At 72.4% G+C, this 14009-nt stretch carries 10 protein-coding genes; 4 read left to right on the plus strand and 6 right to left on the minus strand.

Translation table 11 applies throughout. From position 1 onward, the window contains the following. Nucleotides 1-38: 38 nt before the first annotated feature. From WME75_RS14825 to WME75_RS14845, 5 genes are all read right to left on the minus strand, one after another. Nucleotides 39-1217: an acyl-CoA dehydrogenase family protein gene (locus WME75_RS14825; RefSeq protein ID WP_437490995.1), complete on the minus strand. Its 1179-nt coding sequence runs from the start codon at nt 1215-1217 to the stop codon at nt 39-41. Between the two features lie 71 nt (nt 1218-1288). Next, nucleotides 1289-2779 carry a serpin family protein gene (locus WME75_RS14830; protein ID WP_437490998.1) on the minus strand — a complete coding sequence of 497 codons (1491 nt, stop codon included), beginning with the start codon at nt 2777-2779 and terminating at the stop codon, nt 1289-1291. A gap of 101 nt (nt 2780-2880) precedes the next feature. Beyond that, nucleotides 2881-3798 carry a hypothetical protein gene (locus tag WME75_RS14835; protein WP_437491000.1) on the minus strand — a complete coding sequence of 306 codons (918 nt, stop codon included), beginning with the start codon at nt 3796-3798 and terminating at the stop codon, nt 2881-2883. A gap of 251 nt (nt 3799-4049) precedes the next feature. Then, entirely contained in the window at nt 4050-4757 is a 708-nt protein-coding gene (locus tag WME75_RS14840) for a hypothetical protein (protein WP_437491003.1), read from the minus strand. 134 nt (nt 4758-4891) lie between these two features. Continuing rightward, nucleotides 4892-6550, minus strand: a complete 1659-nt coding sequence (locus WME75_RS14845) for an aminotransferase class I/II-fold pyridoxal phosphate-dependent enzyme (RefSeq protein ID WP_437491006.1) — start codon at nt 6548-6550, stop codon at nt 4892-4894. 403 nt (nt 6551-6953) lie between these two features. On the opposite strand from WME75_RS14845, the gene WME75_RS14850 reads away from it, so the two are divergent. From WME75_RS14850 to WME75_RS14865, 4 genes are all read left to right on the plus strand, one after another. Continuing rightward, nucleotides 6954-8315, plus strand: coding sequence for a sigma-54-dependent transcriptional regulator (locus tag WME75_RS14850; protein ID WP_437491009.1), 1362 nt, complete (start codon nt 6954-6956; stop codon nt 8313-8315). 189 nt (nt 8316-8504) lie between these two features. Continuing rightward, a complete protein-coding gene (locus tag WME75_RS14855) occupies nt 8505-9824 on the plus strand; it encodes a PhoH family protein (protein WP_437491012.1) in 1320 nt (439 codons plus the stop codon). Between the two features lie 105 nt (nt 9825-9929). Then, nucleotides 9930-11030, plus strand: coding sequence for a tyrosine/phenylalanine carboxypeptidase domain-containing protein (locus tag WME75_RS14860; RefSeq protein ID WP_437491015.1), 1101 nt, complete (start codon nt 9930-9932; stop codon nt 11028-11030). A 376-nt stretch (nt 11031-11406) separates the two neighbouring features. Further along, nucleotides 11407-11619: a hypothetical protein gene (locus WME75_RS14865; protein WP_437491018.1), complete on the plus strand. Its 213-nt coding sequence runs from the start codon at nt 11407-11409 to the stop codon at nt 11617-11619. 136 nt (nt 11620-11755) lie between these two features. Here WME75_RS14865 and WME75_RS14870 read toward each other — a convergent pair whose 3' ends face one another. Then, a complete protein-coding gene (locus WME75_RS14870; protein WP_437491021.1) occupies nt 11756-13960 on the minus strand; it encodes a DEAD/DEAH box helicase in 2205 nt (734 codons plus the stop codon). Nucleotides 13961-14009: the final 49 nt, after the last annotated feature.

The following is a 14009-nucleotide window of genomic DNA, read 5'->3' on the forward strand; positions in this document are numbered from 1 at the left end:
GACGCGGCGGCGGGCGCGGCGTTCCGGGTCGCGGCGTCTCAGGTCCAGAAGCCGGTCGGCTGGCCGAGGAGCGCGGCGCCGGCCTGACCGAGCCACCCCTCCGCGGCGGCGGCGTGCTGAGAGAGGGTATGGATGTCCCGGAACCGCCGTTGCACGGACGAGGCGTTCCGGGCGACGCCGCCCCCGCCGGCTTGATAGCAGGCGTCCACGGCCCGGGCCGCCACCTCCGTCACCCAGGCCAGGGTGCCCGAGATCCGCGGCGCCATCGCCAGCGCGGCGCCGGGGTTGTTCACGCACGCGGCCCACAGCTCGTCCCCCGTGTCGCGCAGCAGGGCGCGGGCGGCGCGCACGCTCGTCTCGGCGCGGCCGAGGTGGACCTGGAACACCGGGGAGTCCGCGAGCTGCGCGCGCGCATACAGCCGCTTCTTGCCCGAGCTCGCGAGCGTCACGACGTCGTCGAGCGCCCCCTGGGCGATGCCCACCGCCACGGCCCCCATGTGGAGCACGAAGTGCAGAACCGGCGCGACGAACCCAGGGGCGGCCACCGACGACTGGCCCTGGAAGATATCGAAGCTGTGCGCCGCGGGACAGAACGCCCCCTCCGTCACGATGTCGTGGCTGCCCGTGCCGCGCAGGCCGAGCACGGACCAGGTGTCGATGATGCGCACCTCGCTCGCGGGGAACAGCATCCCGCGCATCTCCGGGATCTCGCTCATCTCGCTCGCCGGGCCCATCCGCGGGCGACCGCCGTCCAGGATCACGCAGTTCCCGAACAGCCAGCTGGCGTGCTCGCAGCCGCTCGCGAAGCTCCAGCGCCCGGTGACGCGGTAGCCGCCCTCCGTCGCGTGGGCCTCGCCCTGCGCGTTGAAGCCGCCGCCGATGATCACGTCCGGCCCGGCGGAGTAGACAGCGTCGAAGCGCTCGCGCGGCAGGAGCGCGAAGAGGTGCGGGCTCTCCGAGCCGATCATCACCGTCCAGCCGGTGGCCCCGTCCGCCCGGGCGAGCGTCTCCAGGACGTCCATCCCCGCGCGCAGATCGACCTCGTGGCCGCCGTGGCTCCTCGGCAGGAACATCCGGAAGCATCCCGCTGCCTTGAGCTGCTCGAGCAGGTCCGCCGGGAGGCGCCGCGCCTCCTCGATCTCCGCGCTCCGCGCGGCGATCGAGGGGGCCAGGTCACGGACGGCATGCAGCACCTTCGCCGCGTCTTCGTTCTTCATCGCTCGCTCCTTCACATCGAGGGTTGGCGGAGCCGGTGAAGGCCCCGGCAAAACGGCTCAGGACGGCCGGGTCATCGCGGATCGGTCACGCGACCCATGAACAGCACCGCGCCTGTCGTCACGTCGCGGATCAGGAACGCGAACGGGTGATCCGCGCGGAACACCGGAGACGGCGCCGGGGCCGACCGCGTCGCCATGGCGACGCCTGTCGCCGCGGCGGCCTCGGTCCCTTCCTCGTTGACCTCCACGAACGCCTTGTGGCGGACCTGGGAGATGAAGAGCGGCTCCGCCCTCGTGATCCCCGAGAAATCGGCCTTCGCGTCGTCGAACGCGAGCGGCATTCCCAGCTCCGCCAGGGTCTTCGAGAGCTCGAACTCCGCGGTCATCTTGAAGCGCGGGAGCGCCACGTCGACCCGCGTCGGCCGGAGCGCCTCCACGTATCCCTTGAGCTGCCCGGCCGACAGGCGCTGCTCCACCCTGGGCAGCCCGTCCACCTGCGCGGGCAGGATGACGACCATGGCCAGCGGTCGGTCGGGGTTCTGCGCCTCGTAGGCGAGCTCCAGCACCGACGCATCGGCGGCCTGCCCGAAGCGCGCCTGGAGGGTCTTGCGCATCATCGGCACCGCCGGCGCGGTGCCGGGCTTCACCGTGAACGGCTCGTTCTTAGTCGCCTGCTTGTCGAAGGGCGTCGCCCATTTCCCCTTGAAGTAGATGGCGTTCGTGAGGACGAGCCGCGTGAGCGGCGTGATGCTGCCCGCCGGCATCAGGTCCTTGATCTTCGCGTTCGTCTGCTGCTCGACCCATCGATTGATGCGCCCGCGCGCCGGCTCGCTCCCGCCCTTGAAGTCGACGAGCTCGATCCCCGCGCCGTAGTGCTGCTGGGTGGTGCTCTGGAACGCCGGATCGAGCGGCAGCCCGGCCTGGCCCCACAGCCGGTTGGCGATCCGGAGCTCGGGCGCCTTGGGGCCGGCCGCCTGCGTCAGCTCCTTGACGAGCCCGCCGAACGCGGGGTGCAGCGCCTCGGGCGGGAGGGTGAACTCGAGCGCCTTCGCCATCTGGGCCGCCGTCTCGCCCCGGGCGCCGGCGTAGGTCATGGCCAGCGCGGTCGAGACGCTCGCCGGCGAGAAGAAGAGCTTGCCTGTCGTGGCGGCGAGCTTGCCGTAGAGCCGCTGTGCGAACGCGGCATTGGCGTCGGCGAAGCCCGCGCCCGGCTGCTGCGCGGCCGGCTGGTTCGGGCGCGGCGGCTCCGCGGGCGGCTCCTGCCCGGGCGGCTGGGTCGGCTGGGGGACAGGCCGGGTCGGCGCCGGGCCGGCGGGCGACCTCTCGCCGGGACAGACGTGCTCCCAGCGGCACGCTCCGCCCTCGGCGCGCATGCACTGCGATGCGCCCGTGGAGCCGTCGTCGCAGATGCGGGCGATCGTCGCGAGCGAGCCGCAGTCGGCGGGCTGGCATGCGGAGGCGCCCGGGTCTGGCGAGGCCGGCGGGACGCGGTCCTGGGCCTGGCACCCGAGTCCGAGCAGCGCGCACAGCGCGGTCGTGATGAACGAGATCCGTTGGGCCATGGCGCTCCGGTACCAGCGCGCCAGGCCGATGGGAAGCCCGACCCCGAGGGGACAGGCCGTGTGCGCCCCTCGCTCCGGCCGGCGGCTCGGCGCGGCGCGCCTCAGAAGTTGCGGATGAACGTGAACCGGCCGGCGAGCTTGTCGCCGCCCACGACCTGGCTCTCCTTCTGCGTCTCGTAGCCGAGGTAGAGGAGCAGCTTGTTCCCCGTGCCGTAGTTCAGCCCGATCACGCCGCCGAGCTGCAGGCTGGCGAGACCTGTGTTGTCGACGGCCCCCTCGTCCACCCCGAGCGTGGTCGGGTCGTCCGTGGCGATCACGACCTCGTTGAGGTCGATCGAGAGCTCGAGGTGCGGGCCGATGCCGAAGTCGTCGGTCGGATAGAAGAGGAGGAAGTCGCGCGAGTAGAGGTAGTTCTGGACGCTCTCGTCGAACATGCTGGAGAACGACCCCAGGATCCACGACTCGAAGTAAACCGGCTTCGCGTCGATGTAGGTGAACAGCTGCGGAGCGACAAGCGCCGCCGGCTGTTGCGTCATGAAGTTGAACGCGATGCCCACCATCGGGTTGATGGTGACCGGACCCATCGTGAAGGCGGGGCCGATGTCGAACTCCGCCGTTCCCAGCGTGGTGACATAGATGTCGCTCGAGAGGCTGATGGGGCCGAGCTGGTGCGAGGCGCCGGCCCAGACCTGGAGACCGACGTTGTCTGCATCGAACCGGAACCAGCTCGGGATCTGGCTCGGCTCCGCCGCGGGCTCTCCGACCGGCTCGGTGGTGCCCGGCGCCGGCGTGACGGGCGCCGGCGTGACGGGCGCCGCTTGGCCTGCTGTCGCCGCGTCGCCCGCCGTCGCTGTCGGCTCTACCGGGGGCGCCGGCGCGGTGGTCTCCGGCGGGGCCGCCGCTGCGCCCGGATCAGCCGGGGGGGGCGCGGGATCCTGAGCCCAGGCGGCCGGCGACGCGAGCAACCCCACGACGCAAGCGAGGGCCGAGCCACATTTTCCCATACCGTTCTCCATCATCGAACTGCCTCCTCTGCGCAACATGACCTCTGCGCAACATGACATGAAAGCCACATGAAACGTGAGAGCAACACGGAAAGTAACGGCAGCGGGATGACAGTAACGTAGTCGTGAGCACTTAGGCAAAGCCGATGTGCATGGCCGTGAGAGATCGACGCCGCGCCTGCGATCCGAGGCGGCGCGCTCGCCGCGACCCGCGGCCGAGGCAGCGCGCTTGCCGGCCATCTAGCCCGGAGGGGGGATGTCCCGGCTCAGAGCGGAATGTACTGGATGCCAGCGGCCGCCCCGAGCGACGCGATGGCGGCGGCGCCGACGAGGAGCAGCGTCGTGACAAGCAGCGTCCCTTCGATCTCGTCCGTGACGAGGTCGTCCACCCCCTGAGCGAGCTCGTCCCGCGCCTTGAGCAGGTCGATACCCCCCTTCTGGTTGGCCTCGTTCCGGAAGCGCGCCAGCGTCAGCGTCTCGATGGTTCCGAGCAGCCGCGCCTCGATCTGGCGCCGCAGGAACCCCCGCACGCCGCCCCCTTGCGGCGCGGCCTGCACCCGGTGGATCACCGCGAGCCGCAGCCGCTTCGCCGCCTCGTTGATCGGCACGCCCTCCACCGCCTGCGCCATGCGCCCGCCGCGCGCGCCCGCCTCGGCCTGCTCGGAGACGCCGAGCAGCCGGTCGAACACCGCGGTCACGAGCATCCCTCCGAGCCGCTTCGACCGCACGACCTGCAGGATGCCGGCGCCGAGCGCCCGCTTCCACGACAGCGTGAAGCCGAGCACGGCGCACGCCACGAGCGCCGCGACGGCCGCGAGCGTCCCGCGCAGCGCCGAGCCGTCGGCCGCGATGGCGTACGAGGACGCGGCGAGGACGACGGCCAGGAGCGACATCGCCGCGGCGGTCAGGAAGAAGGAGCGGATCGCGGGCCCCAGCGCCGCCGCGACCCCTTGCATGAACGGTCGAAGATCCATGATCGCTCATGTCACCACGGCCGTGGTCCGGCGAAAATGCCGAAGCGGGCGGCGCCGCTCACCGGAGGTGGTCGCGGTAGAACCGGTCCCGGAAGCCGCCGGCGGCCGGCGCGCCCGACGGCGCGGCCTCCGGCTCAGATCACGCCGAACTTCTTCCCGACCTTCTCGAACGCCTCGAGCGCGCGATCGAGGTGCTTGCGCTCGTGGGTCGCCATGTAGCTCGTGCGGAGCACCTGCTGCTTGGGCGGGACGCCCGGCGTGATGAACGGGTTCACGTAGAGCGCGTAGTCGTCGAGGAGCGACTTCCACATCATGACGGTCTTGAGGTCGTCGCGGATGTAGATGGGGATCACGGCCGTCTCGGTCTTGCCGAGCTCGAAGCCGAGCTTCTGGAGCTCCGTGCGCATGTAGGTGAAGTTCTCGCGGAGCTTCTCCTGGCGCCACGGCTCCTCCTGCATGACGTCGAGCGCGGCCATGGCGGCGGCGACGCAGGGCGGCGCCGCGCTCGCCGCGAACAGGAAACTGTAGGCGAAATGCTGAATATAATCGAGCACTTTGCGCTCACCGACGAGCCAGCCGCCGATCGAGGCGAGCGACTTCGAGAAGGTGCCGCCGATGAGGTCGACCTCCTTGTCGAGGCCGAAGTGCGCGGCGGTGCCGCGGCCGCCCGGGCCGATGACGCCGAGGGCGTGCGCGTCGTCGACGAGGAGCCGCGCCTTGTGCTTCTTCACCACCTCGACGATCCCGGGCAGGCTCGCGATCTCGCCCTGCGCGCTGAAGACGCCGTCGGTGATCACGAGCGCGCCCTCGGTGTCGGCGATCTCGGAGAGCGCGCTGTCGAGCGACGCGGGGTCGCTGTGCTTGTAGCGCACCATCCGGGCGCCGGACGCCTGCGCGAGCCGCACGCCGTCGTAGATCGACGCGTGATCGTCCTTGTCGATCATCGCGACGCTCCGCTTGTTGCTGAGGAGCGCCGAGATCGTCGCGATGTTCACCTGATAGCCCGTCGTGAACACGAGCCCGGCCTCCTTGCCGTGGTAGGCGGCGAGCTTCTCCTCGAGCTCGTTGTGGAGGCGCATCGACCCGTTCACGAGCCGCGAGCCGGTCATGCTCGTGCCGTACTTGTCGATGGCGTTCCGCGCGGCCTCTCGCACCTTCGGGTGGGTCGTCAGCCCGAGGTAGTTGTTCGAGCCGAGCATCGTCACGGTCCGCCCCTCGAGCTGCGCCTCGGGGCCGTTGTTGAAGTCGAGCGGGCGGAAGAAGGGGTAGACGCCCATGGCGCGGGCGTTGTCCGCGGTCATGAACTTGTACGCCTTCTCGAACACGTCGCGCCCGCCGATCCGCGACAGCGACGTCCGCGACGCCATCTGGGTCGCGAGCTGCTGCTCGGCCGCCGCCGCCACGTAGGTGCCCGCGCCGTTCGCGGAGGCGCCGTTCACGTGCGGGCGGGCGGCGGCCCGCTCGGGCGCGGCGCTCGCCGTCGTCTCCACGGCCGACAGCCCCGCGCCGCTCGAGGCGGGCGCGGCGGGCCGCGGCGACGCCGCGCGGGCCGGCGCCGCCACGTGGACGCCGGCCTCGTCGTCGAGCGCCGGATCGAGGTTCGGGAGCGCGTGCCCGTTCAGCAGGATGTCCCACGCCTCCGCGGCCAGCTCCCGGGCGGCGCGCAGGCGGTTCTTCGCATCCATGACCCCCGTGGCGAGCCGCATCACGCGATCGTTGCTGACGACACGGACGACCCTGCCCGACGAGGCGAGCTTCTTTGCTTGGTCGACCAGACGATCCTTCATGCTCATGCCCTGGCTCCTCACGCGATCGTATGAATTAAGGGACGCGGTCCTGCCCGCGAAGGCCGCTCCGGCGTGTCGTGTCGGGCCGCGCGCGGCCCTGCTCGCTCCCGGTGCGCGTCGCGCCGCTAAAGCAGCCTGCGCGACCTGCGTCAACGCATACCACCGCGGGCGCGCGCCGCGCAGCACGGCCGCCGCGCAGGCGCGATCCGCGTCGCGCAGCGGCCTTCGCGCGGTGCGCGGCCTCCTTCGCAGAGCCCGCCCGCCGCGCGGCGCGACGCGCCCTGGCAACCGAGGCCAACCGAGGCCCACCGAGGCCGCCTTCCCGGCGGATGGCCGCACCGCGGCATGCGGCGAGATGCAACTCGTTGCGGAGTGGTTCGCGCCGGTGTAGGAAAAGTTTTCAGGGTCTATGCGCCGTGTCCTAGTCGTCGACGACGAAGAAAACCTGCGACTCGTGGTGCGCACGTTCCTCAAGCGGGACGGCTATGAGGTCGAGGCGGTCTCGAGCGGTGAGGAAGCGCTCGCGATGGTCGAGACGTTCGGGCCTGACGTCATCCTCACCGACGTCCGGATGCCCAGGATGGGCGGCCTCGATCTCCTGGCGACGCTCAAGGCGAAGGGGAGCGATGCCACGGTCATCGTGATGAGCGCCTACGGCAACATCGACATGGCCATCGAGGCGATGAAGGCGGGCGCCTACGATTACATCCAGAAGCCGTTCAAGGCGGAGGAGATGCTGCTCACGCTCCGCAAGGCGGAGGAGCGGGAGTCGCTGCGCCGCGAGAACCGCGCCCTGCGCCAGGAGATCCGGCGGGAGAACCTCTTCGAGGAGATCCTCGCGAAGAGCCCGCCGATGCAGGTGATCTTCAAGACGATCGCGAAGGTCGCCGACTACAAGACCACGGCGCTCATCACGGGCGAGAGCGGCGTCGGCAAGGAGCTCGTGGCCCGGGCGATCCACAGGAGGTCGGGCCGCCGGGGCGGGCCGTTCGTCGCGGTCAACTGCGGCGCCATCCCGGAGAACCTCCTGGAGAGCGAGCTCTTCGGGTACAAGCGGGGCGCGTTCACCGACGCGGTGAACGACAGGGCGGGGCTGTTCGAGCAGGCGAACCACGGCACGCTGCTGCTCGACGAGATCGGCGAGCTGCCGCTGCCGCTGCAGGTGAAGCTGCTCCGGGTGCTCCAGGAGGAGACGATCCGCCGCCTGGGCGACAACAAGGACCTCAAGGTCGACGTCCGCATCCTCGCCGCGACGCACCGCGATCTGCTGGCCGAGACGCAGGCCGGCCGGTTCCGCGAGGACCTCTTCTACCGGATCAACGTGCTCCCGATCGCGATCCCGCCGCTCCGGGAGCGGCGGGAGGACATCCCGATCCTGATGGATCACTTCCTCGCGAGGAACAACGCGCGGTTCGGCATCAACATCCGCGGCTTCGAGCCCGAGGCGCGCCGGCTGCTCCTGGAGTACCGGTGGCCGGGCAACGTCCGGGAGCTGGAGAACACCGTCGAGCGCGCCATGGTGCTCTGCGAGGGCGAGCGCATCGGCGAGGCCGACCTGCCCGAGCGGATCCGCGAGGCGCGCGACCCGATCCAGATGCAGCTGACGAGCGGCGAGCTGTCGATCAAGAAGACGTCGCGCGTCATCGAGGAGATCCTCATCCGGCGCGCGCTCCAGAAGACGAAGGGCAACCGGACCAAGGCGGCCGAGGTGCTGGAGATCAGCCACCGGGCGCTGCTCTACAAGATCAAGGACTACCGGATCGATCTGTGATCGCGGCGGGCCGCCTGGAACAAGGCGTGGACGGCGTGGGCGATGTTCCAGATCCGGCCGAGTCGAAGCTCGGTATCTCTCCCGATGTCCGGGCTGCTGCCGATCAGCGGGTGACGGCATCCTCGGGCGGGCGACTCAACACTCCCTTGCGCCCGTCGCCGCAGGCGGCTACGCCGTCGCGCTCCCCCCATGAAGAAGAACTACGTTCTCGACGCGAACATCGTGCTCCACGATCCCCACGCGATCTTCAAGTTCGAAGACAACGACGTCATCATCCCGATCTACGCGATCGAGGAGATCGACCAGTTCAAGCGGGAGGGCTCGGAGCGCGGGCGCAACGCGAGGACCATCGCCCGGCTGCTCGACGAGGTCCGCGGCGCCGGCACGCTCGCGACCGGCGTGCTCCTGGAGAACGGCGGCACGCTGCGCATCGCGATCCCGGAGCGGCGGCCTGAGCTGCTCGTGGGGCTGGAGTCGGGCTCGCAGGACAGCGCCATCCTGCAGACGGCGATCGACATCCGCGACCGGCACAAGGATCGGCCGACCATCTTCGTGACCATGGACACGAACCTCCGGATCCGCGCCGACGCGCTCGGGATCCCGGCGGAGACGTACGAGAACGAGCGGGTGCACGACCCGGCCGTCGGGCAGGCGGTCGTCGAGCTCGAGGTGCCCGGCGCCGAGGTCGACGCCTTCTTCCAGAGCGGCGTCCTCACCGGCGCCAACCTGGCGGATCTGTTGCCGAATTCAGCGGTGCTCCTCCGCGACGCCGGCGCGCCGAGCCACACGGCGCTCGGCCGCTTCGACGCGGCGCGCGGGCAGATCGTCGCGCTCCGCGTCGGGCGGGAGGGGGTGATGGGGGTCCGGCCGCGCAACAAGGAGCAGGCCTTCGCGCTCGACCTCCTGCTCGACGATTCGGTGCGGCTGATCACGCTCATCGGCAAGGCGGGGACGGGCAAGACGCTCCTGGCGCTCGCGGCGGCGCTCAAGCGGACGACGGAGGACAACGCCTACACCCGGCTGCTGGTGAGCCGGCCGATCATGCCGCTCGGGCGCGATCTGGGCTTCCTTCCGGGCGACGTGGACGAGAAGCTGAACCCGTGGATGCAGCCGATCTTCGACAACCTCGAGTTCCTGTTCTCGAACGGCGGCGCGAAGCCTGGGCGCGACGCGCGCGGCTTCGTGGAGCTCCTGGAGAGCGGGCGGATCCAGGTCGAGCCGCTGACCTACATCCGCGGGCGCAGCCTGCCGCACCAGTACCTCATCGTGGACGAGGCCCAGAACCTCACCCCGCACGAGGTGAAGACGATCATCACGCGGTGCGGCGAGGGGACAAAGATCGTGCTGACGGGCGATCCCCAGCAGATCGACAACCCCTACGTGGATCATGCGTCGAACGGCCTCCTCGTTGTGGCGGAGCGGTTCCGGCGCGAGCGCATCGCGGGGCACGTGGTGCTCGCCAAGGGCGAGCGCAGCGAGCTCGCGGAGCTCGCGGCGAACCTGCTCTGAGGCGCGCGGCACGGGGCGCGCGGCGCGTTCGCGAGGCGAGCGGGACGAGGGCGAGCGGGGCGGGGGTGAGCCGGGTGGGGGTGAGCGCGAGAGGAGCGGAGGGTCGTGGCGCGGCGTCCTCGGGCTAGCTCGGCGGGGCCGCCGGCCTGGGTTCCGGACGCGGATCGGCTCCTCGGCGCCGCCGCGCGGCGGATCCGCGTGGTCGGATCGAGCACGCCGGTGAACCTCGTCGAGGAGCTCGCGCGGCTCGCCGCCGTGTGGGGGAGGGGCGGCGGGGAGCTCCCGCGGTTCACCTACGCGCCCGCGCAGGACCACAGCGATCTGCGGAAGGCGATGGACACGGCGGCCGAGCGGCTCGCTGGGCAGGGGGAGCTCGGCGTGGTCTACGCTGGCCGCGCCGTCGAGCTCGCCGCCGAGGCCGCGATCTGCGAGGCCGCGGGCGGGGCGGGGTGCTGGGCCGCCGCGCGCCGCCGTTACGTGGCGCGCGACGCGTTCGACGAGCAGGCGGACGCGCTCGCCGCGACCTGGGTCGAGCAGGAGGCGGGCGCGGCGGCGGGCGACAAGGATCGGGTGCGGAGCGACGATGCGCGCTCGCCCCGGTCGCTCGTGTCGCGGATGCGGCGCGAGATCGGGGAGCGGCGCCTGCCTCTCCGGGTCGTGATCGTTGACATCGCGCCGCTCGCCGCGACGGGCGACGGGGTGATCCAGATCGCGCGGGGGCGCATGCTCACGCGCGACGACGTGGAGCGCACCGTGCTCCACGAGATCGAGGGGCACGCGGCGCCCAGCGTGCGCGCCGCGGCGCTCCCGCTCGGGATCTTCGCGATCGGGACGGCGAACGGCGGCGACGATCAGGAGGGCTGGGCGCTCGCGCGCGAGCGCGCCGAGGGATACCTGGTCGGCGCCCGCCGGATCGAGCTCGGGCTGCGCCACCTCGCCGCCCGGAGCGTCGAGCGCGGCGCCGGCTTCGTCGAGACGGCGCGGCTACTCGAGGCGCGCGGCGCGTGCTCCACCGCCGACGCCCTGCGCATCGCGGCGCGCGTCCACCGGGGGGGCGGCCTGGCGCGGGAGGTCGTCTACCTGCCGGCGCTGCTGCGGGTCGAGGCGATGCTCCTGGAGCAGCCGGCGCTCGGCCCGGTGCTCGCCTCGGGCAGGGTCTCCGTGGGGGCCGCGGCGTCGCTTGCGTCCTGGGCGCGCGTGAGCTGATCCACCGTGGTTGCCCGGCCTGACCGTGGTTGCCCGGTCCGACCGTGGTTGCCCGGTCCGACCGTGGTTGCCCGGTTCGAGCGCGAGGATGGGAAGCCGGGAAGAAAAGTCCGATTGTCCTCTGAACTTCTTACCTTCCCGCCGACCGATCCGATGAAATGGAGACACCGCCGGTCCGGCGAGGAGCGGAGAGAAAGGGGGCTGCGTGAAGGGAAGGATCACTTCGGCCGTGCGAGCACGGCATGGAACGCGCTTGTCGTGTCCGCCGGCAACCAAGGCGTCTCGTGCGCCGGGTCGCGCCCGGGTCGACCGCGCGGCGCGCCGGGGCGGCTCCGGGGGCGCCCGGCGCGGACGGGCGGGCGGGTGGAGGCGAGGTATGAGCTCGAAGAAGGCCATGGCGAGGGATTCCAGGCGCCCGCCGAGGGGAGGCGAGGCCTCGGCGGTGGTCCTCAAGGACGACCTCCACGTCGTGGATCTCGGCGCCGGTGTGATGCTCGACGTGTTCATCAACGTCGAGGGCCGGCTCACGACCTTCGTCAGCCTGGATGGCCAGCTCATCGCGGAGCTCCGCGTCGCGGGTCACGCGTGAAGAGCGCGCACGATCGCGCCGGGAGGCGTGGAGACGGGGTGAGTCGACTCGAGCGCTCTCCCCGCCTCCACGTCTCCCGGGCGCCCGTCTGCCGGCCGCTCCAGCGACCTGCCGCGCCCGGGCTCGCCTCGGGCGATCAGGGGCCCGAGAACTCCCGCACCACGCGGAGGATGCCCTCGCCGTAGCTCGTGATCTTCGCCTGCCCCATGCCGCGCGCGAGCGCGAGGTCGTCGAGCGACACGGGCCGGATCCGGGCGATCTCGCGGAGCGTCCGGTCGTGCGCGATGATGTAGGCGGGCAGCGACTTCTCCTTGGCGAGCGTGGCCCGGTGGGCGCGGAGCGCCTCGAACAGCGGGACATCCTGCTCCTCCAGCTCGGCCCCGGGCGCCTCCTGCGCGGGCGGGGAGGCTCCGCGAGCGGTCGGCTCGAGGGGCGCCGCATCGCCGTGGGCTGCCGCGGAGCGGAACGCCTGCGCGGCCGGCGGCGTGCGCGCCGGCGCGGAGAGCGCGGCCGGCGGCGTGCGCGCCGGCGCGGAGAGCGCGGCCGTCGCGCGGCGCGCGGCGGGCGAGGGGCCCGGCGCCGCGCGGCGCAGCGGCCTGCGGCGCGCGGCGGGGGGCGGCAGCCGCACCCGGGTGGGCACCTCCCCGCGCATCACGCGCCAGCCCGCCGACGTGATCAGGGGGACGGGGAACTCGCCGGTCGTGAGGTCGATCCAGGCGTTGGCGAGCAGCACGCGCAGGATCGACATGGCCTCGTCGAGTCGCTTCCCCTCGAGGACGCCGAAGGTGGAGAGCCGATCGAGCCCCATGCGGCGGACGCGCTCGTTCGATTCGCCGATGAGCATCGACGCGATCGCCTGCATCCCGGCGCCGCCCTTCACCCGCGCGACGCCGGCGAGCGCGCGGCGGACGAGGTCGTTGTCGCGGGCGAGCGCCGCCGGGTCGCTCGCCTCGAGGGCGTCGACCTCGAGGCAGACGTCGCAGTGGCCGCAGCCGCCGAGCGACTCGGCCTCGTCGCCGAAGTAGCGGAGGATGAAGTCGTGCCGGCACGTCGCGGCGTCGACGTAGCGGAGCAGCTCGCGGAAGAGCCCCCACGCGCGCGCGGCGTCGTCGGCGTTCGCCTCGGCGCCGCCGTCGCCGAGCTGGCAGAGCCGGCGGCGCAGCGCGATGTCCGCGGGCGCGAACAGGAGCAGGCCGCGGGCCGGGTCGCCGTCGCGGCCGGCGCGGCCGACCTCCTGGTAATAGGCCTCGATCGACGACGGCGGCTGGGCGTGCACGACGAGGCGCACGTCGGGGCGGTCGATGCCCATGCCGAAGGCGTTCGTGGCCACGACAACGGAGAGGCTGCGATCGGCGAACCCGGCCGAGAGGCGCGCGCGCGACTCGGGGGCGAGGCCGGCGTGGTAGGCCTCGGCGTCCCAGCCGGCGTCGCGGAGCGTCTCGGCGAGGCGCTCCGCCCCCTTGCGGGTGGCGGCGTAGACGATGCCCGCGCCGCGGGGCCGCCCGGGGTCGCCGAGGGCGTCCAGGAGCGCGCGCGCCGTGCGGAGACCGGCCTCGCGCGGGCCGTCCACCGCGGAGACCTGCAGGTGGAGGTTGGGCCGGGCGAAGCCGCGCAGGATGACCGTGGGCGGCGGCCCTTCGGGCCCGTGCCCGCCCGCGGCGCCGCCGTCGTCGCCGTCGGACGGGCGCAGCGGCCAGCCGAGCCGCCGGATGATCTCGTCGCGCGCGTCGGGGGTCGCGGTCGCGGTGCAGGCGAGGACCCGGGGCGGGCGGAGCCGCGCGATCGCGGCGCCGATGCGCAGGTAGTCGGGCCGGAAGTCGTGCCCCCACTGGACGATGCAGTGCGCCTCGTCGACGGCGACGAGCGAGAGCCGGCTCGCGGCGAGCGCATCGAGGAAGCTGTCGAGGGCGAGGCGCTCGGGCGCGGCGTAGACGAGCTTGTACTCGCCGCGGCGGAGGGCGCCGAGGCGCCGGCCGCTCTCCTCGCGCGAGAGGCTGGAGGCGATGAACGTCGCGGGGATGCCCCGCGCATCGAGCGCGCGCACCTGATCTTCCATCAGGGAGATGAGCGGGCTCAGGACGAGCGTCGTGCCGGGCAGGGCGACGGCTGGGAGCTGATAGCAGAGCGACTTGCCGCCGCCGGTCGGCGCGACGACGAGGACGCGTCCCGCGCCCCCGAGCAGGGCGTCGATCGCCTCGCGCTGCCACGGCCGGAACGCCGCGATGCCGAACCGATCCGCGAGCACGGCGTCGATCGACGGGGGCGGGTCTTCCGGGGGGCGCAGCAGGGAGGAGGCGAGGCGCTCGGTCACGGTCGGCAAGGGGGGCTCGGCGAAGACCATGGCGGCAGCGTCGAGCGAGCGCCGTGCCCGCCGCGAGCCCTAGCACTTC

This window comes from Sorangium sp. So ce1014, from assembly GCF_051521505.1.
Taxonomy (GTDB): domain Bacteria; phylum Myxococcota_A; class Polyangia; order Polyangiales; family Polyangiaceae; genus Sorangium.

Coding starts and splice junctions, on each gene's coding strand:
- WME75_RS14865 (WP_437491018.1), top strand. CDS start 11,407: ATGAGCTCGAAGAAGGCCATGGCGAGGGATTCCAGGCGCCCGCCGAGG.
- WME75_RS14830 (WP_437490998.1), bottom strand. CDS start 2,779: ATGGCCCAACGGATCTCGTTCATCACGACCGCGCTGTGCGCGCTGCTC.
- WME75_RS14835 (WP_437491000.1), bottom strand. CDS start 3,798: ATGATGGAGAACGGTATGGGAAAATGTGGCTCGGCCCTCGCTTGCGTC.
- WME75_RS14840 (WP_437491003.1), bottom strand. CDS start 4,757: ATGGATCTTCGACCGTTCATGCAAGGGGTCGCGGCGGCGCTGGGGCCC.
- WME75_RS14845 (WP_437491006.1), bottom strand. CDS start 6,550: ATGAGCATGAAGGATCGTCTGGTCGACCAAGCAAAGAAGCTCGCCTCG.
- WME75_RS14870 (WP_437491021.1), bottom strand. CDS start 13,960: ATGGTCTTCGCCGAGCCCCCCTTGCCGACCGTGACCGAGCGCCTCGCC.
- WME75_RS14855 (WP_437491012.1), top strand. CDS start 8,505: ATGAAGAAGAACTACGTTCTCGACGCGAACATCGTGCTCCACGATCCC.
- WME75_RS14825 (WP_437490995.1), bottom strand. CDS start 1,217: ATGAAGAACGAAGACGCGGCGAAGGTGCTGCATGCCGTCCGTGACCTG.
- WME75_RS14850 (WP_437491009.1), top strand. CDS start 6,954: ATGCGCCGTGTCCTAGTCGTCGACGACGAAGAAAACCTGCGACTCGTG.